This is a genomic window from Blastomonas fulva (assembly GCF_003431825.1).
Lineage (GTDB): Bacteria > Pseudomonadota > Alphaproteobacteria > Sphingomonadales > Sphingomonadaceae > Blastomonas > Blastomonas fulva.
Genome location: NZ_CP020083.1, coordinates 436,515 through 460,291, shown reverse-complemented (window position 1 = coordinate 460,291; position 23,777 = coordinate 436,515). Strand labels below are relative to the sequence as shown.

The following is a 23,777-nucleotide window of genomic DNA, read 5'->3' as shown; positions in this document are numbered from 1 at the left end:
TCAAGGGCGGTCGCTGGCCTTAGTCGAACGAAAATCCGGGGGTGGCGGCGGCGAGATCGCCGGGTTTGCCACCGTTGCGGGATGAAGCCTTGCCTGATTTGGCATCGCGCTGGGGCTTGGCTGCCGATGAAGGCAGAGCACGCGGCTGGCTGGGCAGGGCGCCGAATTCCGGTGCGCCGCTGCCGCCTTCGGCAGGCGCCACGCTCGGCTTGGGCCGATCGCCACCTGTAATGCCGTCCGACTGCTGGCTGTTGATCAACCGCTGCAGATCATCCGGCGTGCGGAAGGCATCGGTGGGCAGCTTGATGTCGTTGGCGTTGACGGGCTTGACCAGATACGGCGTCACCACGATGACCAGCTCGGTCTCGCCCTTGCGGAAGTTGGTGGACTTGAACAGGTTGCCCAGCACCGGAACGTCGCCCAGGCCCGGAGCCTTGTCGACGAGGTTCTGTGAGTTGTTGCTCAGCAGCCCTGCGATCATGAAGCTTTCGCCCGATCCCAGTTCGACCGTCGTTTCCGCGCGCCGGATGGTCAGTGCAGGCACCTGGAAGCCGTTGAGCGTGACCGAGCCTGCCGAGGACAGTTCGGACACTTCGGGCCGCACCCGCATCGAGATCCGGCCGTTGGCCAGCACCGTGGGCGTATAGGCCAGGCTGACACCGAAGTTCTTGTATTCGATCGTGGTGGTGCCCAGGCCCTGGTTGATCGGGATGGGGAATTCGCCACCCGCCAGGAAGTCTGCGGTTTCGCCCGAAAGCGCGGTCAGGTTCGGCTGCGACAGCGTGGTGATCAGACCGACCTGTTCGGCCAGATCGAATGCGCTGGCGATATCGACACCGAACAGCCGGCCTGCCGCCTGGATCGCGGTCTTGCCGTCGATGCCGTTGAGAAAGCCGGTGGTGCTGCCCCCGGTGACGAACTGGCCGGTGGCAGGGTTGAACGGCAGCGACAGCGTGCCCGCGGGCAGGCCGAACTGGCCCGACGCGTCGATCCGCGGCAGCGTCGTCACATCCAGCGTGTCGCGGATGCTGGCAAAGTTGCGGCTGGCGCGCGAAACGCCGAACTGGAAGCCGCCGGTGAGGTCGCGGGTCAGCAGGTTGGCGCCGATTTCCTTGACCAGCGAGCGGCTGACCTCGGCGATGCGCACCTGCAGGTTGACCTGCATCGGGGTGGCGGTCTGCAGGCGGCTGATGACCTTGACGTTGTCTCCGACGAACGCCTGGACAAGCCGTTCGGCCTCGGCGCTGTCGACGGGAGCACCGACGGTGCCGGTGAGCAGCACCACGCCGTTCAGCGTGCTCACGCGCACCTTGGCGTCGGGCATGGCCAGCGTCAGCATCTGGTCGATCGAGTCGAGGTTCGATCCGACCCGCACCGTGGCGGAATAGACCACCTGGCCTGCCGCGTTGCTGGCATAGAGCGTCGTTTCACCGCCCGCCTTGCCGAACACATACAGCTGGCGGGAAGACTTCACCTGCACATCCGCGACGCCGGTATCGGCGACGAACAGATCGGTCATCGTTCCGGGAAGCTGGATCAGCTGGCCGCGCCCGATCGAGAGCACCAGCGTTTCAGCAGGGCGCTGCATCGCCGACTGGGCGTTGGCGGGGCTGCCGGTCATCGGCGCCAGGCCGGTGAGCGAACCCCCCACCGCGACCACGCCGCACAGCAGTGCACCCTTGAGGATATTGGAAAAACGCATGGTCATTTCCCTCCGACCGGAACAACGGTCACATCATTTCCACGCGCAACCCGCACGACCGGGCCCATGGGCACGGACGGGGCAGGGGCGCTGGCAGCAGGTGCACCGGCGGGTATGGGGCCGGCATATTCGGATTGACGACGACCGCTCGACATCGGCGGAACGCTGCGACGCTGGAAGCGCGAGACATCGCCGCCGGTGACATAGGTCACGTCGGTATCGACCGGGCGGGTGGCGAGCGCCTTGAGGAACTTGTTTTCGGTCTTGCGATCGGCGCCTTCGGGCACAGAGACATCGCCTGCCGCCATCGAGCGTTCGAGCTCGGCCTCGTTGTCCGCGATCGAGCGCAGCGAAAGGCTGAGCGTGCCGATGGTCTGTGCCACCGCGATCTTCTCGGCCAGCTTTGGCGTGGCTTCGACGGTGACGGTGGAGAAGGCGATCACCTCGGTGTTGCCTTCGGCGTTCTCGGCGTTGACGCGCTGGTCGGTGGCGAGGACGCGCAGGTTGCGGATGATGGTTTCGGACGCTTTCAGCGCCGGGCCGCCTTCGCCCTCGACCGACTGGGTCAGGACAAGGTCGACGCGGTCACCGGGAAACACGAAGCCGGCAACGCCGGTGCGGGCCGATACGGGCACGGTGACGGCGCGCATGCCGGGGCCGAGCGCTGCTGCCAGGAAGCCGCGATCGCCCGGCTTGACCAGCGATCCTTGCGTGACCGGCTGTCCGGCGGTGATCGCGTTGCGCACCACGGTGCCCAGCAGCGTTTCGATTTTGGCGCCGTCTTCCAGGAAATAGGCGTTGCTCACCAGCTTGGCGGGCCAGGGCTGGAAGGCGACGCTGTCGGGTGTGATGATGGTACCGACGGGCAGCGAACGATTCGCCACCAGGACGCGGGGGCCGTTGGGCTCTGCCACCTGCACGGCGGCCGTAACCTCCGGCGCGGCCGAGCCGGTGAAAAGGCTTCGGGCCAGAAATGCGGTGCAAAGCGCGACCAGTAGCGCGCCTGCCAGCAGGATGACTTTCCGTTTATCCATGACGTCGATGGCCCCCAAAGTCCTTCAGAATGCTGATCTTCTCAGGCAAAATGGTTAAAAAAGCGTTCGCCAACCGGCCAAAGCGCCGCAATTGCGATGGCAACGCCATATGGCACTTCGGGCTGACCCAGCTTTCGGTGCATTTTGTGTTCGATCAGGATGATGACGGTGAGCACCGCGCCGATCAGCGACATCGCGATCGCCACCTTCGCCATGACACCCCAGGGGAACCACAGCGCGATCGCGCCCAGCAGCTTGACATCGCCGCCGCCCATCGCGCCCAGCGCGAACATCAGGGCAAAGAAGATGAACACGCCCGCGCCCAGCGCCAGCTGCATCGCCACATCGGGCCACAGCGAAAGACCGCAGGCCCACCAGAACAGCGGCGCGCCAAGCGCGATGGCGGCATTGAGCCAGTCCTCGATCTCGCGCCGCACGATGTCGGTATAAGCTGCGTGCAACAGCGCGATTGCCAACATGGCCAGCAGACCGTAGACGAAAGGCATGTTTTCCATGGGAACTGGCGTATAGCGGCGATGACTTACCAAAAAGTAACCATTGATCGGCGCGCCATTCCTGACGATGCGGTCGAAAGCCACTGGACCGCCGCAGACGGCTGGAAGCTGCGCCGGATCGACATGATGGCGCAGGGCCCTGCGCGCGGGTCGATCCTGTTCATGCCGGGCCGCGGCGATATCTACGAAAAATATATCGAGACGCTGGCGCACTGGCAGGCGCAGGGGTGGAACGTCACATCTGCCGACTGGCGCGGGCAGGGCGGCAGCGGTCGCATGTCCGATCACCAATATGTCGGGCATATCGAGGATTTCGCCCACTGGATCGAAGACATTTCGGGCTTCTGGGCTGAATGGTCGGCCTCGCGCCCCGGCCCGCACGTCGTTGTCGGCCATTCGATGGGTGGGCATCTGATCGCGCGCGCGATCCAGGAAAAGCGGATCGATCCAGTGGCCGCGGTGCTGAGCGCGCCGATGCTGGGGCTGAAGGGGCTGGGCCTGCCGATGTCCTTCGGGCACCTCGTCACCCGGATGATGCGCCGAATGGGACGTCCCGAGCGCCCCGCCTGGAAGGTGAGCGAAAAGCCCGCTTCGCCGCTCGCGATCCGCCAGACGCTGCTGACCCACGACAATGACCGCTATGCTGACGAGCTGTGGTGGTGGGGAGAGCGCCCCGAGCTGGTGATGGGACCGGCGAGCTGGCACTGGGTCGAGCGCGCGTATGAATCGAACATCCGCCTCAACGCGCCCGGCCAGTGGGAAAAGCTACGCATCCCGATGCTGCTCATCGGCACCAGCGCGGACCAGCTGGTCGACAACAAGGCGACGCTGGCCGCCGCGGCGCGCATCCCCGGCGCCGAGTTGCTTGCCTTCGGGCGCGAGGCCAGGCACGAGGTGCTGCGCGAGGTGGATCCCATCCGCGATCAGGTGCTGCAGACGATTGACGACTTCCTGGAGCGCAAGGTGGCCGGGACCGCGACCGAAAGGGTCGGAGCAGCCGCCTGATGCCGGATTATGATGTCGTCATCATCGGCGCCGGGATCGCCGGGGCCAGCCTTGCTGCGGAAATCGCACCCCACTGCCGGGTGCTGATCGCCGAGGCAGAGGATCGCCCGGGTTATCATTCCACCGGCCGCTCGGCCGCCTTCTGGGCGGAAAGCTATGGCGGGCCGCAGGTGCAGCCGCTGACCACGGCGTCGGGCCCCTGGCTGCATTCGCCTCCGCCGGGCTATGGCGAGCGCAGTTTTCTTGGGCCGCGCGGATCGCTGACGCTGGCGCGCCGCGACGAGCTGGCGCTGCTCGATGCCTTCGAGGCCGAGTTCGCAGGCTCGGGCGTGCGGATGGAGCGCCGCGACCGGGCAGCGCTCGAGGCGATGCTGCCCGGGCTGGCCGCCGATATCGTCGCGGGTACCTATGAGCCCGATTGCCAGGACATCGATGTCGGCGGGCTGCATCAGGCCTATCTGGCGGTCGCGCGCCGCGCGGGAGCGGCGATCGCTTTGCGCGCGCCGCTGGTCGGCGCGGTGCACGCGTCGGGCAGCTGGACGCTGACGCTGGGCGAGCAGCAGGTGACGGCGGCAAAGCTGGTCGATGCCGCCGGAGCCTGGGCCGATCCGGTGGCGGAACGCGCAGGCGTTCGACCGCTGGGCGTCCGACCCTATCGCCGTACCGTGATCCAACTGCGCACCGCGCCTGCTGCGTGTGCCGACCTGCCGCTGACGCTGGGCGTGCGCGGCGATTATTACTTCAAGCCCGAGGCCGGACGCCTGTGGCTCAGCCCGCATGACGAAACCCCCGAAGAGCCCGGCGACACCGCGCCCGACGAGCTGGACATGGCGCTCGCCATCGACCGTTTCGGCCAGGTGATGGACTGGCGGATCGAGGCGGTGGAGCATCGCTGGGCGGGGCAGCGCAGCTTCGCGCCCGACAGGCTGCCGCTGATCGGCTTTGCCGCGGACAATCCCTGCTTCTTCTGGTTTGCAGGCCAGGGCGGCTTCGGCATCCAGACCGCGCCCGCCGCCGCCAAGCTGGCCGCCGCCATCCTGCTGGGCATCACTCCCGATGCGATGCTGCGCGCGGTGGATGCGCAATTGTATAATCCCGCACGGCTGGGGTGAGAATGCTGGCACGTGATTGACTTAGGTTATAATCTCTCACTCGGTTTGAGGGAGTCGAGTCGATGGCGCACAGTTTTGAGATCTACAAGGACAAGGGCGGCGAATTCCGGGTGCGGTTCAAGTACAATTCGGAAGTGATGTTCTCGACCGAAGGCTATGCCAGCAAGGCATCGGCCAAGAACGCGATCGAATCGATCAAGAAGAACGGGCCCGAAGCGCCGATCGAAGACAACAGCTGACGCGTCCGGTCATTCGCCGTGATCGTCATTCCCGCGAACACGGGAATCCCGCTTTTTTGCAGCGATCGTAGACAAGCGGGACCCCCGCGTGCGCGGGGGTGACGGCAGATTGAGCCTTGGATCAGTCCTGACCTGTCAGCGCCCGATGGCCATTGCCGCAGCGCTCGCCAGCTGGTCGGCGCGCTCATTTTCGGGGTGGCCGGCATGGCCCTTGACCCAGCGCCAGTCGATCTGGTGACGCGATACTGCGGCAATCAGCTCGTGCCAAAGGTCCGCGTTGCGTACGGGCTTTTTCGAGGCGGTCTTCCAGCCGTTGCGCTGCCAGCCATCGACCCATTTGGTGATGCCGTCCTTCACATAGGTGCTGTCGGTATAGAGGACGACCTTGCACGGCTCGATCAGCAGTTCGAGTGCGCGGATCGCGGCGGTCATCTCCATGCGATTGTTGGTGGTGTCCGGCTCGCCGCCCGAAAGCTCCTTTTCGTGCTTGCCATAGCGGATGATCGCCCCCCAGCCGCCGGGGCCGGGATTACCCTTGCACGCGCCGTCGGTAAAGATTTCGACCGTTTTCATGTCCATTCAACCATCGTCTCGATCTGCTCCGGACCCGTTCCATCCCACCTGGCGGCGATCAGGCAAACAGCCTGGCGTTGGCCGGGTCCGAATAGAATGCCAGCCGCCGGGCGAACGCCATGGGGTCCTTGCGGGTGACCAGGGCGTCGGCCGGGGTGTTGATCCAGTCATACGCGCGGCTCAATGTAAAACGCAACGCTGCGCCGCGTGCCAGAATGGGAAGCGCCGCAGTTTCGGCATCGTCGAGCGCAAGTCGGCTGCGATAGCCCTGCAGTAATGCGTCCGACAAGCTGGTGTCAAAATTGCGCCCGTCATTGCTGAAACACCACGCGCTGTGCGTGATCGCCAGATCATAGGCGCGCGCATCGGTGCACGAGAAATAAAAGTCGATCAGCCCGCTGACCCGGTCGCCCAGCATCAGCACATTGTCGGGAAACAGATCCGCGTGGATCACCGATTGCGGCAGATCGCCGGGCCAGTGCGCTTCCAGATCGCTCAGCTCGGTGCTTACCAGCTGCTCAAGTCCGCTGTCGATCTGCTGCCATTGGCCGGCGCAGCGCTCGGCCAGATCGCGCCAGGCGGCCAGCCCCATGCTGTTGGGGCGGGTGCCGGAAAAATCCGCGACCGCCAGATGCAGGTCAGCAAGCGCGATGCCGGCAGCGCTCGCCTGCGCAGGCGTCGGCGCGCTGAGCGAAATGCCTTCGAGGAAATCGATCAGGCAGGCCGGGCGTCCGGCAAGCTCCCTGATCTGCACGCCCTGCCGGTCGGCAATCGCACGCGGCACGCGGCAGCCGCGCATCGCCAGATGATCGAGCAACGCCATGAAGAACGGCAGGTCGCCCGGATCGACGCGTTTTTCATACAGCGTCAGAATGAAGCGGTGGCCATCTTGGCCGCCGCGGGTCTCGACCAGAAAGTTGCTGTTCTCGACGCCCTCGGCGATGCCCTTGAAACTGATCAGCTCGCCGGTGTCATAGTCGTCCAGAAAACGCGCCATCATCTCGGCGCTGACATGGGTATAGACAGCCATCAGGCAGCATCGGCCTCAGCTGCAAGCGCGCGGGGCAGCTTGAAGGTGATGCGCTCGTCCACGGTCTTGACGCGCTCCTCTTTGACATCGAAATGCCGCCCGAGCAGGTCGACGACCTCGCGCACCAGGATTTCCGGGGCAGAGGCACCTGCGGTGAGACCCAGGGTGTTCACCCCGTCAAACCAGCGCAGTTCGATTTCCTGCGCGCGCTGGATCAGCATGGCGCGGGTGCCCTCGCGCTCTGCAACCTCGACCAGCCGCAGCGAGTTCGAGCTGTTGGGCGCGCCGATGACCAGCACCAGATCGCAATCATCGGTCATCACCTTGACCGCCGCCTGGCGGTTGGAGGTGGCGTAGCAAATATCCTCGCCCTTGGGCCCGACGATCGCGGGGAAGCGCTGGTGCAATGCGGCGACGATTTCTGCGGTGTCATCGACCGACAGCGTGGTCTGGGTGAGGAACGCCAGCTTGGTCTCGTCGGCCACCTGCAAATTGGCGACATCCTCGACCGTCTCGACCAGCGTCATGTTGCCGGGCTCGACCTGGCCGAAGGTGCCGATCACCTCGGGATGACCCTTGTGGCCGACAAAGATGATGTGCCGTCCGGCCTCGACCTGGCGTTCGGCCTGGCGGTGAACCTTGGAGACCAGAGGGCACGTGGCATCGAGATAGTTGAGGCCGCGCTCGGCGGCCTTGTGGGGGACCGCCTTGGGCACGCCATGCGCGGAAAACACCACCGGTACGCCATCGGGCACCTCGTCGAGTTCCTCGACGAACACCGCGCCCTTGGCCTTGAGGCTGTCGACCACGAACTTGTTGTGGACGATCTCGTGCCGGACATAGACCGGTGCGCCATATTTGTGCAGCGACAGCTCGACGATCTCGATCGCGCGGTCGACCCCGGCGCAAAATCCGCGGGGAGAGGCGATCTTGATCAGCAGCGGCGGCTTGACCGCGGGAGAAGCATTGGCCGGGGTGGGGGCGGTTTCGGTCATGTTCAGATTGGCTTTCGTAATTCCGCATCTGTCTTAGGGGATGCGGGGCGCGGTGTGAAGCATATCCCGTGCGATCGGCAGGCGAAGAATCTGGTCGTTGCGCTGAAACCCAACGGCAGATAAGGAGCGATGCACTGTGGCCTCGAAGGATTTTTGTTTGAACATGCCCATTCTGCCCAAGAAATCGTCCCCCAAGGCATCCCTGGCTGCCGTTATGGGAACCGGGCTTGCGCTGCTCAGCCTTTCGGCCTGTGCGGAGAAGAACCAGCTGGTGGTGGATTCCGGCGTCGGCGTGGCATCGACGCTGAGCGCCTGCCCCAACACCGCCATCCCCGAGCACACCGGCGATGTCACCATCTTCAACCCCGCCAGCAGCCGCGATGCAAGCGCGATCGACGTGGTGGCAACGATCACCAATGTCCGCCCTGCGTGCGATGAAACCGGCGCGGAAATCTATGCGACCGCCAGCTTCGACGTCCAGGCGCGGCGCAGCGACAACCGCGGCCAGCGCACCGTGACGCTGCCCTATTTCTCCACCGTCATGCGCGGCGGCAACACCGTGGTGGCCAAGCGGCTGGGTTCGGTGACGCTGAACTTTGCCGATGGCTCCTATCGTGCCGAAGCCAAGGCATCGGGCGCGGGCTATATCAACAAGGCGGCAGCGACGCTGCCCGAGGACATCCGCGAGCGCATCACCCGCAAGCGCAAGTCGGGCGATCCCGATGCCGCGATTGATCCGCTGTCGGTTCCCGAAGTGCGCAGCGCGCTCCAGCGGACCAGCTTTGAACTGCTGATCGGCTTCCAGCTGACGCAGGACCAGCTGCAGTACAACGCGACGCGATGAGGCTGCATTGACCCCTCTCCCTTCACGGGAGAGGAACAGCTTCACGCAGTGAAGCAGGCAGAGGGCCGGGAGCACGACCGGTGTCTGGCTTCCCCTCTCCAACTCCGCCTAGGCAGCAGGCTGCCAAGGCTTCGTATCCTCTCCCGTGAAGGGAGAGGAGTGATGCGATCAGGGCCAAAAATCATGACACTCTATACCCGTTTCACCCAACATCTGCACACCGCGCTCGACGCGTTGGAGGCCAGCGGCTTCCTGCCTGCGGGGCTGAACCGCGGCGCGCTGACCGTCGAGCCGCCGCGCGATCCTGCGCATGGCGATCTTGCAACCAACGCCGCGATGGTGCTCGCCAAGCCTGCGGGCACCAATCCGCGCGCGCTCGCTGAAGCGATCAGCGCCGAACTGGGCAAGGTGGACGAGGTTACCGCGGTCGAGATCGCCGGGCCCGGGTTCCTCAACCTGCGGCTCGCGCCCTCGGCCTGGATCGAGGAACTGCACGCCATCGCCGCAGCGGGCGCCGATTACGGCCGCTCGGAGCAGGGCAAGGGCATCACGGTCAACATCGAATATGTCTCTGCCAACCCGACCGGCCCCATGCACATGGGCCATTGCCGCGGCGCGGTCGTGGGCGATGCGCTGGCGACATTGCTCGAATATTCAGGCTACAAGGTCATCCGCGAATATTATGTCAACGATGCCGGTGGCCAGGTCGATACTTTGGCCCGGTCGGTGCACCTGCGCTATCGCGAGGCACTCGGCGAGACGATCGAGATTCCCGAGGGGCTATATCCTGGAGATTATCTGATCCCGCTTGGCCAGAAGCTGGCAGCGGAATTTGGAGACCGTTACGCTGCTGCGCCCGAGGCTGACTGGCTGGTGCTGTTCCGCACCCGCGCGGTTGCCGACATGATGGACATGATCCGTGCCGACCTGGCGCTGCTCGGCATCCATCACGACCTGTTCTCTTCGGAAGCCGCGGTGCTGGCTGCGGGCAAGCCCGAAGCGGCTGAAGCCGAACTGCGCGCGCGCGACCTGGTCTATGACGGGGTGCTTGAAGCGCCCAAGGGCAAGGTGATCGAGGACTGGGAGCCGGTGACGCTGCCGCTGTTCCGTTCGACCCGTTTCGGCGATGATCAGGACCGGCCGATCCGCAAGTCGGACGGCAGCTGGACCTATTTCGGCATCGATCTCGCCTATCACTTCCAGAAGCTGCAAAGCGCCGATGAGCTGATCGATATCTGGGGCGCGGACCATGCAGGGACCGTCAAGCGGATCAAGGCGGCAGTCGCGGCGCTGACCAACGGCACCGGCACTTTCGACGTCAAGCTGGTGCAGATGGTCAAGCTTTTGCGCGATGGCGAGCCGGTCAAGATGTCGAAGCGGTCGGGCAGCTTTGTCACGATCGCCGATATGGTCGAAGAGGTCGGCAAGCATGCCGTTCGCTTCACCATGCTGACGCGCAAGGCAGACGCGCAGATGGACTTCGATTTCGCCAAGGTGGTCGAGGCGTCGAAGGACAATCCGGTGTTCTATGTGCAGTATGCGCATGCGCGGATCCACTCGATCATGCGCAAGGCGCAGGCCGAAGGGCTCAGCGCATCGCCGGAACATCTCGAACTGCTGGGCGCAGAAGAGCATGCGCTGATCGCACTGGCGGCGCAGTTCCCGCGTATCGTCGAATCGGCGGCGTCGAACCGCGAGCCGCACCGCATCGCCTTTTATCTCGGCGATCTGGCCGCGGCTTTCCACGCCTTCTTCAACCTGGGCAATGACAGGCCAGACAAGCGTATCGTTATGACGCATGACGCCGCCACCAGTTCTGCAAGGCTTTTCATGGTCAGCAATATCGGGCAAGTCATTGCCAACGGTCTGGCGCTGATGGCGGTGGAGGCGGCTACGCAGATGTAGCCTGCCGGGGATGCCAGGGCAGACCTTACCGAACTGGCGTGTCTGATGGGGCGACAAGAATGAGCAATCGGCTGGATGATGGCATGGACGATACTCTGAGGGATCAGCCTTTGGGGCTGGATGCCGATGACGACCGGTTGCCCTGGCTCGAATCCGCCGATGACGCGCCGTCCGGCGATGGCTCGGCGGGCAAGATCATCGGCTTCGTGCTGCTCGGGCTGGTGGGTCTGTCGATCGTGCTGGCGGCGATCTACTGGATCGGCGGCGATGGCGGCGCACCCGAGGGCGACGGCAGCCTGATCGCCGCGCCGCAGGGCGACTACAAGGTCCGCCCCAAGGACAAGCAGGAGCAGCAGGTCGAAGGCACCGGCGATGCGAGCTTCGCGGTCAGCCAGGGCGAACAGCCGCAGGGCCAGCTGGCCGATGCGGCAGGCGCACCACCGCCTGCGGGCAGCGCGCTGGTGCAACTGGGCGCCTATACCGACGAGGCCAGCGCGATCGCGGGATGGGCAACGCTCAGCCAGCGGCACGAGGTATTGAGCGGGCTCAACCGCCGGATCGTTCAGGCCACGGTGGATGGCGGCACGGTGTTCCGTCTGAGCGCGGTGCTCGACAGCCCCGGCAGTGCGGCTTCGGTGTGCGACCAGCTCAAGAAAGCTGGGCAAAACTGCCTGGTGGTGCGTTGATTTCACCGCCGCTTTTGGCGACACTGTTTCCATGAAACCCGTAATTTTCGGCCTGGCCGGTCTGACGATCGCGCCCGATGAACGCGCCTTTTTTGCCGAGAGCGTTCCTGCAGGCTATATCCTGTTCGGCCGCAACATCGATAATCGCGAGCAACTGCGCGCGCTGACCGACGATCTGCGCGCGCTTCACGGCGATGACCGGCTGCCGATCCTGATCGATCAGGAGGGCGGACGGGTCAGCCGCATGAAGCCGCCGCACTGGCTGTCCTTCCCGCCCGGCGCCGCGTTCGACCGATTGTACGACATCGCGCCCGCAAGCGCGATCGAGGCCGCACGGATCAACGCCGAGGCGCTGGCGCTGGATCTGGCCGAGGTCGGCATCACCGTCGATTGCCTGCCCTTGCTCGATGTCGCGATCCCCGGCGGCACGCCTGCGATCGGCGACCGGGCGCTTGGCCAAGAGCCGATGCGCGTCGCAGCCTTGGGCCGCGCGGTGCTCGACGGGTTGAAGCGCGGCGGCGTGCTGGGCACGATCAAGCACATGCCCGGCCACGGCCGCGCAATGGTCGACAGCCATATGGAGCTGCCCCGCGTCACCGCCAGCGACGAAGAGCTCGAGCAGGACATCGCTCCGTTCCGCGCGCTCAGGACCGCCGAGATCGGCATGACCGGGCACATATTGTTCGAAGCCTGGGATGCCGAGCGTTGCGCCACGCTGTCGCCGACCATCATCGAGACCGTCATCCGCCAGCGCATCGGTTTCGACGGGCTGCTGCTGAGCGATGATCTCGACATGAAGGCGCTGGCGGGTGAGGTGCCCGACCGCGCTGCGCGTGCGGTTGCGGCGGGGTGCGACATCGCGCTCAACTGCTGGGCGCGGATGGACGAGATGATCGGCATCGCCGATGCGCTTCCCGATATCTCGGACGCCTCGCGCGCCCGGCTGGACCGTGCCCGCGCCGCGATCAATCCGGTGCACGACTGGTCGCACCAGGCGGAGCTGCTCGCCCGGCGCGATGCGCTGCTGGCGCTGGTGTGACGGGGGCGTGAGCGCAGCGGACACCACGATCGCCCCCCCGGACGGCGATTACCTGTTCTTCAGCGAGCCCGTTCGCTCCGCGACCGCCGCGGCCGAGGCGCTGCTGATCGATGTCGATGGCTGGGAAGGCCCGCTCGATCTGCTGCTTGATCTGGCGCGGCGGCAGAAGGTCGATCTGAGGCAAATCTCGATCCTCGATCTCACCAACCAGTATCTGGGCTTCATCGAGAGTGCGACCAGCCTGAAGCTCGAGCTGGCGGCGGACTATCTGGTGATGGCGGCGTGGCTCGCCTATCTCAAATCCGCGCTGCTGCTGCCGGGCGACCCCGAGGTCGAGCCTTCGCCCGAGGAACTCGCGCTGCGGTTGCAATTGCGCCTGCAGCGGCTGGCGGCGATGCGCGAAGCGGCGGCGCGGCTGCTGGGGCGCGACCGGCTTGGGCGCGATGTCTTCGTGCACGGGCAGGGCGAGGGGCTGCGGCTGCTCACCAAGACGCGGCACGACTGCTCGCTGTTCGATCTGCTCACCGCTTATGGCCGGGTGAAGCAGCGCAGCGAGCCGGTGGTGCATATGGTCAAGTCGCGCCGGGTGATGACGCTGGAAGACGCGCTGGCGCGGCTGTCGTACATGCTGGGGACCGCGCTCGAGTGGACCGATCTGCGCAGCTTTCTGCCCGAAGGCGCACCTGCCGACCTCACCCGTTCGGCGACAGCATCGACCTTTCTGGCGCTGCTCGAACTGGCGCGGCAAGGGCGGGTCGAGCTCGCGCAGGAAGAGGCGTTCGCGCCGCTGAAGGTGCGCAGGGCGCCGTGAGCGAGGTCGACCCTGTCGTGCGCGCGGTCGAGGCAGCGCTGTTTGCAGCGCAGGAGCCGCAAAGCGCCGAGGATCTGGCTGCGCATATCGGCAGCGACGCCGACATTGCAGGCGCGCTCCAGGCATTGCAGGCGGACTATGCCGGGCGGGGGATCGAACTCGTCGAGCGCGGCGGGCGCTGGCATTTCCAGACCGCACCCGATCTTGCCTGGCTGCTGCGCCGCGAGACCGAGCAGACCCGCAAGCTGTCGCGCGCGGCGACCGAGACGCTGGCGATCATCGCCTATCACGAGCCGGTCAGCCGCGCCGAGATCGAGGCGATTCGCGGCGTACAGGTCAGCAAAGGCACCATCGATGTGCTGATGGAGGAGGGCTGGATCACGCCGGCGGGCCGCCGCGAAGTCCCCGGAAGGCCGCTGATCTACGCCACCACCCCGGGCTTCCTCACCCATTTCGGGCTCACCAGCCGGCGCGATCTGCCGGGGCTGGAGGATCTGCGCGCAGCGGGCCTGCTCGACCCGGTCGATCTGGCGCTGGAAGGCGCGCTGGCGACGGATGACACCGACCACTCGTCGGATGAATCGGATTCATTGCTGGAAAACCATGAGGATCAGGCCTAGATAGCCCGCAGGCCTTCAGGAGATTTGCCATGGGATCCTTCTCCCTGATGCACTGGGTTATTGTGCTGATCATCATCGTCCTGCTGTTTGGCGGCGGACGGATTTCGTCAATAATGGGCGATGTCGCCAAGGGCATCAAGAGCTTCAAAAAGGGCATGGCCGAAGATGAAGAGCCGGTGCAGCCCAAGCGCCCCGTCGCGCAGATCGAAGCTCCGCCCGCGCGCACGATCGACGGAACTGCCACCACCACACCCAGCGAAGAGCGCAAGCCGGGCTGATCATGGCCTGTTGTCCCGATCGGATTCAGCACGTGCCGATGGCAGACAGCGTAAAGGCGTGACCATGTCATGTTAGACATCGGATCGACCGAATTGCTGATGATCATCATCGTGGCGATCGTCGTGATCGGCCCGAAGGATCTGCCGCGCGCGCTGTACAAGGTCGGCCAGGTCATCGGCAAGGCCAAGGGCGTCGCGCGCCATTTCCGTACCGGCATCGATGCCATGGTCCGCGAGGTCGAGCTCGAGGAAATGGAGAAGAAGTGGAAGGCGGACAATGAGCGGATCATGCGCGAGCATGCCGCGCCGCAACCCGCTTCGGCCACGCCTGTAGCCGACCCTGCTGGCGTGATGCAGCCGCTCGCGGCTCCACACGTGCCTGAGGTGACAGCTGCATCCGATGCGCCGGTGGCCAGCGCAGATGTCCCTGCGACCGCGCAGGGCTTGCCCGTGACGGAAGGCGAGCGATGAGCGAGCCCGAAGACGAGATCGACGCCTCGCGCGCACCCTTGCTCGATCACCTGATCGAGCTGCGCCAGCGTTTGGTGCGTTGCGTCGTGGCGCTGCTGCTGGCGTTCGGCGTCTGCTTCTATTTTTCAGAGCACATTTTCTCGTTCCTCGTCGTCCCGCTCAAGGAAGCATTCGGTGACGGCAACGGGCGGCTGGTGTACACCAAGTTGTACGAGGCATTCTTCGTCCAGGTGAAGGTGTCGATCTTCGCCGCCTTCTGCGTGTCCTTCCCGATCATCGCCAACCAGATGTGGGCGTTCGTTGCGCCGGGGCTGTACCGGCAGGAAAAGCGCGCGCTCTTGCCATTCATCCTCGCCACTCCGGTGCTGTTCACGGCCGGCGCGGCGCTGGCCTATTATGTCGTGATGCCGACCGCCTTCCATTTCTTTCTGCAGTTCCAGGGGGAATCGGGCGGGCTTGAGGTCGAGGCGCTGCCCAGCACCGATGCGTACCTTTCGCTGGTGATGCAGTTCATCCTGGCCTTCGGGATCAGCTTCCTGCTGCCGGTGCTGCTGATGCTGCTCAACCGCGCCGGGATAGTTTCGCGCGCGCAGCTGGTGAGCATGCGGCGCTACATGATCGTCGCCGCGTTCATCGTCGCTGCGGTGCTGACCCCGCCCGATGTGGTCTCGCAGCTGATGCTCGCTGTCCCGTTGATCCTGCTCTACGAGCTCAGCATCATCGCGATCTGGTTCACCGACCGCAAGGCCGCGAAGGCCGCACCGGCGGAGGCGGAGGAGGCCCTGCCCGAAGCGCAGTCGGAGCCGGCCGAGTAGGCTTCGCTCCCGGCATTCCCGCGAACGCGGGAATCCCGCTTCTGCGCAAAGGTCGACAATAGCTGGACCCCTGCGCGCGCGCGGGGTGACGGAAATGCGAAGTCTATGCTTCAGCCCTTGGCGGGCACCGGCGGATCGTTGTCCGCGACCTCGGTGAGCGATCCGCCCATCTTTTCGCATTCGCCCGCTTCGGTGAACTTCCAGGCATTGCCCTGATAATCGACCGACGAGGTCCCCGCACAGCTTGTGCCGGGGCCCGCCGCGCAGTCATTCTGCTTGGCGAGCGCGATCCCATAGCATTTCTCCTGTGCGGCCAGCTCGGTCGCGGCCTTGTCGATCGCCTTGGCGCTGGTTTCTTCAGGCGTTGCCGGCTTGTCTGCCGAGCATGCGGCAAGCGAGGCGGCGGCGATCAGCGCCGATGCAAGCGCGGTGAGCGGGAAATTCTGGGACATGAAGACAGGGCTCCTGCTGGCCGGAAAGCATTGCCATCGCTCGCATAACCGCCGCGAATCGTCAAACCTTTGCCGATGCATATCAAACCGGCTAGAGCGCGCGGCCATGACGCAAACCGCCCCCAGATTCGCCTTTTCGATTTCCGCCCGCGATGGCAAGGCGCGGACGGGCGAGCTTGCCATGCAGCGCGGCACCATCCGCACGCCCGCCTTCATGCCCGTTGGCACCGCCGCGACGGTCAAGGGGATGAAGCCTGCCGAGGTGCGCGCGCTGGGTGCGGACATCATCCTGGGCAACACCTATCACCTCATGCTGCGTCCGGGCGCCGAGCGCGTGGCGCGGCTGGGCGGGCTGCACCGTTTCATGGACTGGCCGCACCCGATCCTCACCGATTCCGGCGGTTATCAGGTGATGAGCCTTTCCGCGCTCACCAAGACGACTGAAGAGGGCGTCGCCTTCCGCAGCCATCTCGACGGCTCGCGGCACATGCTCAGCCCGGAACGCTCGATGGAGATCCAGCGGTTGCTGGGATCGGACATCGTGATGGCATTCGACGAGCTTGTCCCCACCACCGCGACGCGCGAGGTTCAGGCCGCTGCGATGGAGCGCTCGATGCGCTGGGCGCGCCGCTCGCGCGAAGGGTTCGACAGCGGCACCGAGCACGCCGGGCGCGCCGCGTTGTTCGGTATCCAGCAGGGCTCGCTCGACGAGGGCCTGCGCCGGCAATCGGCCGATGCGCTGCGCGATATCGGGTTCGACGGCTATGCAGTTGGCGGACTTGCGGTGGGCGAGGGGCAGGAGGCGATGTTCGGTGTGCTCGATTACGCACCCGGCCAGCTGCCCGATGATCGCCCGCGCTACCTGATGGGGGTGGGCAAGCCCGACGATCTGGTCGGCGCGGTCGAACGCGGGGTCGACATGTTCGATTGCGTGCTGCCGACGCGATCGGGCCGCAACGGTCAGGCGTTTACCTGGGACGGGCCGGTCAATATCCGCAACGCGCGGCATGCGGAGGATCAGGCGCCGCTTGACGAGGCGTGCGGCTGCACCGCGTGCACGCGCTTCAGCCGCGCCTATCTCCACCATCTGGTGAAATCCGGCGAGATGCTGGGTGCGATGCTGATGACCGAGCACAATCTGCGCTTCTATCAGGATCTGATGGCCGGGATGCGGCTTGCGATCAGCGAAGGCCGCATGGCGGCGTTCGGCGAGGCGTTCCGCGCGCGCTATTACGCCAAGGGCACTTAACCGCCGGTCCCGCAGCTTACGCCTTGGCCGGAACGAACACCGGGACGGCGATCGCGATGCTTTCGAACGCGGTGTCGCGCTCCAGCGGCGCACGCAGCTGGCGGGCAAGACCTGTCATCACCCGGTCGATGCCATCGGCGAGCATCTCTTCGAGCAGCGGGTTGGGACCAAGCGCGGGCGAGGCGATGCGCAGCTTGATCCGCGTCGGGTCATCGGGCAGCGGCTTGGCGGAAATCCGCACCGGAGCCTCGGGACGGGTGAGGTGGATCAGCTCGAGGATCTCGGTGAGCAGGAAGGCAATCGGAACGCCGACATCCTGGCTGACATGCATGTTGTCGATATCGACCACGATATCGGGACCATCTGCTGCAGCAGCGTTGCCCGCATGTTCGAAGCTGCCCGCCAGCTCGCCGACCAGCGCGCGCAGATTGATCCCCTCGTTGCGCTCGGTTCCCGCAAAATGGTTGCGATGCACAACCGCGAGCGCATCGACCCGGCGCTGGATCTTGCCATAGGCCAGCTTGGCCTGATCCGAATCGGCGGTGCGCGCGTGCAAGTTGATGAGGCTGGCGATGATCTGCAGGTTGTTCTTGACCCGGTGGTGGACCTCGCGGGTCAGCATGATCTGCTGCTTGAGCCCCTCATCGAGTGCTTCGCGATCAACCGAGACCTTGTGCGCAAGCGTCACGAAGCCTTGGTCCAGATCCTGGATCTCGCTGGCGTTGAACGCGGTGCGCGCCATCGGCACCAGCCGTTCGCCGGTTTCATACTGGCGAATCTTGCGTTGCAGCTGGGTCAGCGGCGCGATGAGCATGAAGTTCACCACCAGCCAGCCGATGCCTGCGGCCGCCAGCACGGTGATGAACGGAATGATCTGCGCGAGAAATTCCGGCGGGGTCTGCTTGGGGCGCACGAACCTGAGGTCGAGGTTCAGACCCGCGACGTCGCCTTGCGCGGTCATTACCGCGTTGAGCCTCCGCTCCCAGTTGGTGGGGATGCGGGTGAGCGGCAGCACCTGCTGGGGGCTGCGAAGATCGAATTGCGACAGCGGCACATCATCGACCGGGTCGGCCAGCTGCAGCATGCTTTCGGCAGGATAAAAGGCCAGCGCCCGCGCGACCGAGACGCGGCCCCGCGTCGCGAAGATCGCGCCGTTGGCCTGCGGCACCACAAGCGCGCCGGGGGTCGAGGCATCGCCGCCCGCTTGGCGCAGCGCCTGGGGGATCGCGCCGACTTGGCATGCAGGCGGGCTGGTGGTGCTGGAATAGAGCAGGGCTGCAAATCGGGTCTGTTGCGGACCCAGTTGCTCGCGCAGGTTGAGGCAGATCTTGGCGGGGTCTTCGCCCAGCGCGATCTGTGAGGCTGCCGCGCTCAGGATCGCCAGGTCGTTCTGGATGGCCGCACCCAGCCGCAACGCGGCATCGTCGACATTTTTCTGGAGCAGCCGGTTGCGTTCTTCGGTTGCGGTGTCGGCAAGGCTGCGGTTGGCCACGACCGCGCCAAGCGCCAGCGGCAGCAGCGCCACCGCCATGATCAGGAACAGCCGGGTGCCGATCGACAACCGCGCCAATGGAGCAAAAATCGGGAAGCTAGCCCTTGGGGTGCTGGCCATTACTTCAGCTGCTTGAGCAGATCCAGAAAATCGTCCGGAATGTCCTCTTCCAGCGTGCGCTGGTACACCGACTTGAGTGCGTCACCGATGACGTGCGATTTGCCGTCCTCGGGAGCGGGGGGGCTGTCTTCGCCATCCGACACGCCATCGGCAGCGCGCGGCTCGACCACATTTGGCCTGCCACCTTTGCCGGGCTGTTCGTCGCCGGACTGATCGTCATTGTCACGATGCACGAGCATCCCATCCCGCCTGTTGAATATCGTCCCGAAATGGGGCTTAGCAAGCCGTCCAACCCCTGCCAAGCCCGCAAAATTCTGCGGGATCACGCATAAACGTCTCAGAGGAGGAAACAAACTGCGGCGAGGATTGTTCCTTGCTTGAGGTTCTGTTTATCGCCTTTCCCTCACCGCTGTCATCGCGTCGACCCAATTTTGACACCGGGTGCCAAAGGCAATAGATACGAGCGCCATCCGATGAAGGAGTTTCAATACATGTCCCTGGGCCAGACGCTCGCTCCCCACCTTCCCCTCCTGCGGCGCTACAGCCGGGCTCTGGCTGGCGATCAGCACCATGGGGATGCCTATGTGAAGGCAACCCTGCAGGCGATCATCGCCGCGCCGGACCAGTTCCCCAGCGACGTCGATGCGCGGCTGGGCCTGTATCGCGTGTTCCAGGTGATCTGGAGTTCGACCCATGACGATCGGCTCGAATCGGACAGCTTCGATGCCTATCCCGATGCCGACGACGACGCCCGTCGCCTGCTGGCCGAGCAGCGGCTGGGTCGCATTCCGCCATTGTCGCGCCAGGCGCTGCTGCTCACCGCGATGGAAGGCTTCTCCAACGCCGACACCGCCTATCTGATGGGCCTGGATGACCGCACCGTCTCCGGACTGGTCAACGAGGCGCTCAGCGAGATCGACAGCCAGATCAAGGCCAAGGTGCTGATCATCGAAGACGAGCCGATCATCGCGATGGACATCGAGACGATCGTGCGCGATCTGGGCCATGATGTCACCGGCATCGCGGTCACCCGCGACGAGGCGGTCGAGCAGGCGCGGCTGCACAAGCCCGGGCTGGTGCTCGCCGACATCCAGCTGGCCGATGACAGCTCGGGCATCGATGCGGTCGCCGACATCCTGCGCGAGATCGAGGTTCCGGTGATCTTCATCACCGCGTTTCCCGAGCGCCTGCTCACCGGCGAGCGCCCCGAACCTGCGTTCCTCATCACGAAGCCCTTCCACCGCAACACAGTGCGCGCGGCGATCAGCCAGGCGCTGTTCTTCTTCGATGCGGAGACGGTGTAATATTCATCCCCCAAAAATAGGGGATTTATTTTCAACTCATCGAAAAGGCGGGCTTCGGCTCGCCTTTTTTATTGCCCTGCCCCGACAAACCGGGACATCTTCTTGTCTGCTGCGATCACCACGCAAAGTGGGAGAAATTAGGGGGTGGATATGTCGACTGCGAACCGCGGAACCTTGACTGGTGTTGCCATGGGAGCGGCTTTGGCCTGGCTCGGTGTGCCGACGATCGCCCAGGCGCAGGGCGCCGCCCCGGATCTTGCGCGAATCATGGGGTCGCGCCCCGAGGTCGAGGATGCCAGCCTGTCGCCCGATGGGACCAAGCTTGCCTATCTCGCGCCGGTCAACGGCCAGGGCTCTGTGCTGATGGTTGTCGACCTGTCCCGCGAGGATCGCCCGCAGCGCGCGGTGTTCAAGGCGGATGGCGAGCCCAACCGGATGACGTCGTGCAACTGGACGGGCAATACCCGGCTGCTGTGCAGCATCATCGCATCGGTGATGGTCGACAACCGCGCGACCTATGCCACTCGCATGGTCGCGGTGGATGCGATCGGCGGAGACGCCAAGGTGATCGACGTTCGCCGGGGCGGGGGCGAGCGGCTGGGGCTGGCCCTTTATGGCGGCGATGTCATCGACTGGAATCCTTCGGACGAAGGTCATGTGCTCATGGTCCGCGATTATGTGCCCGAAACCAGCATCGGCACCCGGCTGGCGCAGGAGAAGGAAGGGCTGGGTGTCGATCTGGTCAACACCCGCACGCTGGCCGCAAGGACGGTGGAGCAGCCCGATCTGGGGGCGATCGAGTTCATCTCTGACGGCTATGGCAAGGTCCGGATCAAGGGCTCGCGGTCCGTTCGCGATGGCTATGTGATGGAGGGCAGGCGCTATTTCTATCGCACCCCGGACAGCAAGGCCTGGGTCGCGATGAGCGTGGTGGATGCAAGCCGCGAAGGCTTCGACCCGCATGCCGTCGATGCCACCGCCAACCTGGCCTATGGCCTCAAGCGGCTCGATGGCCGGATGGCCGCCTATAGCATGGCGCTCGATGGTTCGGGCAAGGAGACGCTCGTCTTTGCTCATCCGCAGGTCGATGTCTCGGGCTTCATCCGCGTCGGGCGGCGCAACCGCGTCATCGGCGTGCGCTATGTCACCGATGTCGCGCAGGTGCATTATATCGATCCGGATATCGCCGCGATGACCAAGGCGTTGTCCGGCGCGGTGCCCGATCTGCCGCTGATCCGCGTGGTCGATACCTCAGAGGACGAGCGCAAGATGCTGATCTGGGCGGGCAGCGACACCAACCCCGGCGCCTATTTCCTGTTCGATCGCGATGCGCGGACGCTGGGCAATCTTCTCGCGGCGCGCAGCGCGCTTGATACCATCCCGCTCGCTAAGATGGAGCCGGTGCGCTACCGCGCGCGCGACGGCGTCGAGATCCCCGGATATCTCACTTTGCCGCCGGGCAAGGCCAGCGCTGTGGGGCTCCCCGCCATCGTGATGCCGCATGGCGGCCCCAGTGCGCGCGACGAATGGGGGTTTGACTGGCTGGTGCAGTTCTTCGCGCTGCGTGGCTATGCCGTGCTGCAGCCCAATTTCCGCGGATCGGCGGGCTATGGGAGCGACTGGTTCCAGCGCAACGGGTTCCAGAGCTGGCAGACAGCGGTCGGCGACATCAACGATGCCGGGCACTGGCTTGTCAGCAACGGGGCTGACGCCAGGCGGTTGGCGATCTTCGGCTGGTCCTATGGCGGTTATGCCGCACTCCAGTCCAACGTGATGGAGCCCGAGCTGTTCAAGGCAGTGGTGGCGGTTGCCCCGGTGACCGATCTGGAGAAACTGAAAGCGGACCGGCAGGGCTGGTCGGACTTTGTCCAGGTCAGCCGCTATGTCGGCTCGGGGCCGCACATCAAGGATGGTTCGCCCGCGCGCAATGCCGAAGCGTTCAAGGCGCCGGTGCTGATGTTCCACGGCGACATCGACCGAAATGTTGATGTGGGCCACGCGCGGCTGATGGATTCGCGGTTGCGCAGCGCGGGCAAATCGTCCGAGCTCCACATTTTCGAGGATCGCGACCACTATTTGGAAGACAGCGTCATCCGTTCGAAGATGCTCAGCACCAGCGCAGGGTTCCTGGAAAAGACCCTTGCGCTGCCCTGAGCACGAACGGCCCGACGGCAAACAAAAAAGGCGGGCCGCTGTGGCCCGCCTTTTCGTGTTTCGGTCGGTTGAAACCGATCAGCGCGAATAGAATTCGACGACCAGATTGGGTTCCATCTTCACCGGATACGGCACTTCGTCCAGCGTCGGAACGCGGGTGAAGGTGATCTTGTCGGTACCGTCGGGTGCGACGTAATCGGGGATGTCACGCTCGGCCAGGCCCTGCGCTTCGATGACCAAAGCCATTTCCTGCGCCTTCTTGCCCAGCGACACGACGTCGCCCGGCTTCACCTTGCGCGATGCGATGTTGCACTTCACGCCGTTGACGCGGATGTGGCCGTGGCTGACGATCTGGCGAGCCGAGAAGATGGTCGGAGCGAACTTGGCGCGATAGACGACCATGTCGAGGCGCTGTTCCAGCAGACCGATGAGGTTCTGGCTAGTATCGCCCTTCATGCGGCTGGCTTCAGTGTAGTTCTTCTTGAACTGCTTTTCGGTGATTTCACCGTAATAGCCCTTGAGCTTCTGCTTGGCGCGCAGCTGCAGACCGAAGTCCGAAACCTTGCCCTTGCGACGCTGGCCGTGTTGGCCGGGACCATATTCGCGCTTGTTGACGGGAGACTTGGGGCGGCCCCAGATGTTCTCGCCCATGCGGCGGTCAATTTTGTACTTCGAACTGTTACGCTTCGACACGTGTGTTTCTCCAATTTGCTGCCTGATCAATCAGGCGGGTCCGGCCAGCTTTGCGGCCAGGTTTGTCCCGGGTTCGCGCCATGGAGCCGAACATGCTCCATGCGGCCGCTGCTTCACCGGGGGTGCAGGGCCAATTGCGAAGCGCGGCCTATGGCGACATGGGTGCAAAGAGTCAACCCGCCGCTCACCGCCTCGACATGCCGAGTTCGGGCGATTATGCGGGGAGCCATGTCAGACACCATCACATCGCCCGAAGACTGCATGACCATGACCGACGTCCGCGCGGGCGTAGATGCGCTCGACCGGGAGCTGATCGCGCTGCTCGCCACCCGATTCGGCTATATGCGCGCGGCGGCCCGGATCAAGCCCGAACGCGGCATGGTGCGCGACGAAGCGCGCAAGGCGCAGGTCATCGCCCAGGCCAAGGCCGCCGCGTTCGACGCGGGCGTGCCCGTGGGGCTGGTCGCCGATTTCTGGGAGCGGCTGGTGGAAGCCTCGATCGCGTATGAGGGCGAGCACTGGGAGCTGCTGCGGCGGTAGGGATTGGCTGAACGCATCGTTCACCGCCACCCACATCCGCTCAGGCTGAGCTTGTCGAAGCCCCCGCTATTTCGCCTGCGTGGGCGCGAGGCCTTCGAC

General features: G+C 64.9%; 26 protein-coding genes. 16 read left to right on the top strand and 10 right to left on the bottom strand.

What is annotated here, in order from left to right; all coding sequences use genetic code 11:
• Positions 1-19 precede the first annotated feature (19 nt).
• The 3 genes from B5J99_RS02210 to B5J99_RS02200 are packed head-to-tail and all read right to left on the bottom strand — an operon-like array spanning position 20 to position 3,251.
• Positions 20-1,708: a type II and III secretion system protein family protein gene (locus B5J99_RS02210; protein WP_117351331.1), complete on the bottom strand. Its 1,689-nt coding sequence runs from the start codon at positions 1,706-1,708 to the stop codon at positions 20-22.
• A complete protein-coding gene (gene cpaB / locus B5J99_RS02205) occupies positions 1,705-2,736 on the bottom strand; it encodes a Flp pilus assembly protein CpaB (protein WP_054134068.1) in 1,032 nt (343 codons plus the stop codon). The genes B5J99_RS02210 and cpaB overlap by 4 nt, the downstream gene beginning before the upstream one ends.
• A 41-nt stretch (positions 2,737-2,777) precedes the next feature.
• Positions 2,778-3,251 (bottom strand): A24 family peptidase, encoded by a 474-nt coding sequence (locus tag B5J99_RS02200; RefSeq protein WP_054134069.1) that lies wholly within the window; start codon positions 3,249-3,251, stop codon positions 2,778-2,780.
• Between the two features lie 21 nt (positions 3,252-3,272).
• Between B5J99_RS02200 and B5J99_RS02195 the strand changes: the two genes are divergently transcribed.
• From B5J99_RS02195 to B5J99_RS02185, 3 genes are all read left to right on the top strand, one after another.
• Positions 3,273-4,256, top strand: a complete 984-nt coding sequence (locus tag B5J99_RS02195) for an alpha/beta hydrolase (protein WP_117351330.1) — start codon at positions 3,273-3,275, stop codon at positions 4,254-4,256.
• On the top strand, positions 4,256-5,368 hold the full coding sequence (locus tag B5J99_RS02190; protein WP_211337864.1) for an NAD(P)/FAD-dependent oxidoreductase: 1,113 nt from the start codon (positions 4,256-4,258) through the stop codon (positions 5,366-5,368). The genes B5J99_RS02195 and B5J99_RS02190 overlap by 1 nt, the downstream gene beginning before the upstream one ends.
• Before the next feature lie 62 nt (positions 5,369-5,430).
• Complete coding sequence (locus B5J99_RS02185) at positions 5,431-5,607, top strand: YegP family protein (RefSeq protein WP_082382163.1); 177 nt, start codon at positions 5,431-5,433, stop codon at positions 5,605-5,607.
• Positions 5,608-5,742: 135 nt separating this feature from the next.
• Here B5J99_RS02185 and rnhA read toward each other — a convergent pair whose 3' ends face one another.
• Genes rnhA through ispH form a run of 3 tightly spaced genes read right to left on the bottom strand, consistent with a single transcriptional unit; the run spans position 5,743 to position 8,205 of the window.
• Positions 5,743-6,180, bottom strand: a complete 438-nt coding sequence (gene rnhA, locus B5J99_RS02180; RefSeq protein ID WP_054134346.1) for a ribonuclease HI — start codon at positions 6,178-6,180, stop codon at positions 5,743-5,745.
• Positions 6,181-6,238: 58 nt separating this feature from the next.
• Entirely contained in the window at positions 6,239-7,210 is a 972-nt protein-coding gene (gene thrB, locus B5J99_RS02175) for a homoserine kinase (protein WP_117351328.1), read from the bottom strand.
• On the bottom strand, positions 7,210-8,205 hold the full coding sequence (gene ispH, locus B5J99_RS02170; RefSeq protein ID WP_054134073.1) for a 4-hydroxy-3-methylbut-2-enyl diphosphate reductase: 996 nt from the start codon (positions 8,203-8,205) through the stop codon (positions 7,210-7,212). Before ispH ends, thrB begins: the two co-directional genes overlap by 1 nt.
• A gap of 163 nt (positions 8,206-8,368) precedes the next feature.
• On the opposite strand from ispH, the gene B5J99_RS02165 reads away from it, so the two are divergent.
• The 9 genes from B5J99_RS02165 to tatC all read left to right on the top strand — a co-directional run bounded on the left by B5J99_RS02165 (position 8,369) and on the right by tatC (position 15,674).
• Positions 8,369-9,049: a hypothetical protein gene (locus B5J99_RS02165; RefSeq protein WP_054134074.1), complete on the top strand. Its 681-nt coding sequence runs from the start codon at positions 8,369-8,371 to the stop codon at positions 9,047-9,049.
• 183 nt (positions 9,050-9,232) lie between these two features.
• Positions 9,233-10,954 (top strand): arginine--tRNA ligase, encoded by a 1,722-nt coding sequence (gene argS / locus B5J99_RS02160; protein ID WP_117351327.1) that lies wholly within the window; start codon positions 9,233-9,235, stop codon positions 10,952-10,954.
• A 59-nt stretch (positions 10,955-11,013) separates the two neighbouring features.
• Complete coding sequence (locus B5J99_RS02155; RefSeq protein ID WP_069050677.1) at positions 11,014-11,640, top strand: SPOR domain-containing protein; 627 nt, start codon at positions 11,014-11,016, stop codon at positions 11,638-11,640.
• A gap of 31 nt (positions 11,641-11,671) precedes the next feature.
• Positions 11,672-12,679: a beta-N-acetylhexosaminidase gene (gene nagZ / locus B5J99_RS02150; RefSeq protein ID WP_054134077.1), complete on the top strand. Its 1,008-nt coding sequence runs from the start codon at positions 11,672-11,674 to the stop codon at positions 12,677-12,679.
• A complete protein-coding gene (locus B5J99_RS02145; RefSeq protein WP_117351326.1) occupies positions 12,657-13,490 on the top strand; it encodes a segregation and condensation protein A in 834 nt (277 codons plus the stop codon). Before nagZ ends, B5J99_RS02145 begins: the two co-directional genes overlap by 23 nt.
• Positions 13,487-14,110 carry an SMC-Scp complex subunit ScpB gene (gene scpB, locus B5J99_RS02140; RefSeq protein ID WP_054134078.1) on the top strand — a complete coding sequence of 208 codons (624 nt, stop codon included), beginning with the start codon at positions 13,487-13,489 and terminating at the stop codon, positions 14,108-14,110. The genes B5J99_RS02145 and scpB overlap by 4 nt, the downstream gene beginning before the upstream one ends.
• A 29-nt stretch (positions 14,111-14,139) precedes the next feature.
• Positions 14,140-14,388, top strand: coding sequence for a twin-arginine translocase TatA/TatE family subunit (locus tag B5J99_RS02135; protein ID WP_054134079.1), 249 nt, complete (start codon positions 14,140-14,142; stop codon positions 14,386-14,388).
• Between the two features lie 69 nt (positions 14,389-14,457).
• Positions 14,458-14,859, top strand: a complete 402-nt coding sequence (gene tatB, locus B5J99_RS19785) for a Sec-independent protein translocase protein TatB (protein ID WP_054134080.1) — start codon at positions 14,458-14,460, stop codon at positions 14,857-14,859.
• Positions 14,856-15,674 carry a twin-arginine translocase subunit TatC gene (gene tatC / locus B5J99_RS02125; protein ID WP_117351325.1) on the top strand — a complete coding sequence of 273 codons (819 nt, stop codon included), beginning with the start codon at positions 14,856-14,858 and terminating at the stop codon, positions 15,672-15,674. Before tatB ends, tatC begins: the two co-directional genes overlap by 4 nt.
• Before the next feature lie 110 nt (positions 15,675-15,784).
• On the opposite strand, the gene B5J99_RS02120 is transcribed toward tatC, so the two are convergent.
• Entirely contained in the window at positions 15,785-16,126 is a 342-nt protein-coding gene (locus tag B5J99_RS02120) for a BufA1 family periplasmic bufferin-type metallophore (RefSeq protein ID WP_117351324.1), read from the bottom strand.
• Between the two features lie 106 nt (positions 16,127-16,232).
• On the opposite strand from B5J99_RS02120, the gene tgt reads away from it, so the two are divergent.
• Complete coding sequence (gene tgt / locus B5J99_RS02115; RefSeq protein WP_117351323.1) at positions 16,233-17,375, top strand: tRNA guanosine(34) transglycosylase Tgt; 1,143 nt, start codon at positions 16,233-16,235, stop codon at positions 17,373-17,375.
• Between the two features lie 16 nt (positions 17,376-17,391).
• Here the strand turns inward: tgt and B5J99_RS19955 are convergent, their stop codons facing one another.
• Positions 17,392-18,987 carry a sensor histidine kinase gene (locus B5J99_RS19955; RefSeq protein ID WP_117351322.1) on the bottom strand — a complete coding sequence of 532 codons (1,596 nt, stop codon included), beginning with the start codon at positions 18,985-18,987 and terminating at the stop codon, positions 17,392-17,394.
• Complete coding sequence (locus B5J99_RS02105; protein WP_069050670.1) at positions 18,987-19,226, bottom strand: NepR family anti-sigma factor; 240 nt, start codon at positions 19,224-19,226, stop codon at positions 18,987-18,989. The genes B5J99_RS19955 and B5J99_RS02105 overlap by 1 nt, the downstream gene beginning before the upstream one ends.
• Positions 19,227-19,478: 252 nt before the next feature.
• On the opposite strand from B5J99_RS02105, the gene B5J99_RS02100 reads away from it, so the two are divergent.
• Together B5J99_RS02100 and B5J99_RS02095 are read left to right on the top strand one after the other, a co-directional pair.
• Positions 19,479-20,291, top strand: coding sequence for a response regulator (locus tag B5J99_RS02100; protein ID WP_054134086.1), 813 nt, complete (start codon positions 19,479-19,481; stop codon positions 20,289-20,291).
• Positions 20,292-20,441: 150 nt separating this feature from the next.
• Complete coding sequence (locus tag B5J99_RS02095; RefSeq protein ID WP_117351321.1) at positions 20,442-22,445, top strand: alpha/beta hydrolase family protein; 2,004 nt, start codon at positions 20,442-20,444, stop codon at positions 22,443-22,445.
• A gap of 78 nt (positions 22,446-22,523) precedes the next feature.
• Here B5J99_RS02095 and rpsD read toward each other — a convergent pair whose 3' ends face one another.
• Positions 22,524-23,138, bottom strand: a complete 615-nt coding sequence (gene rpsD / locus B5J99_RS02090; RefSeq protein WP_054134088.1) for a 30S ribosomal protein S4 — start codon at positions 23,136-23,138, stop codon at positions 22,524-22,526.
• Positions 23,139-23,366: 228 nt separating this feature from the next.
• Between rpsD and B5J99_RS02085 the strand changes: the two genes are divergently transcribed.
• A complete protein-coding gene (locus B5J99_RS02085) occupies positions 23,367-23,678 on the top strand; it encodes a chorismate mutase (RefSeq protein ID WP_054134089.1) in 312 nt (103 codons plus the stop codon).
• The last annotated feature ends 99 nt before the right edge of the window (positions 23,679-23,777 follow it).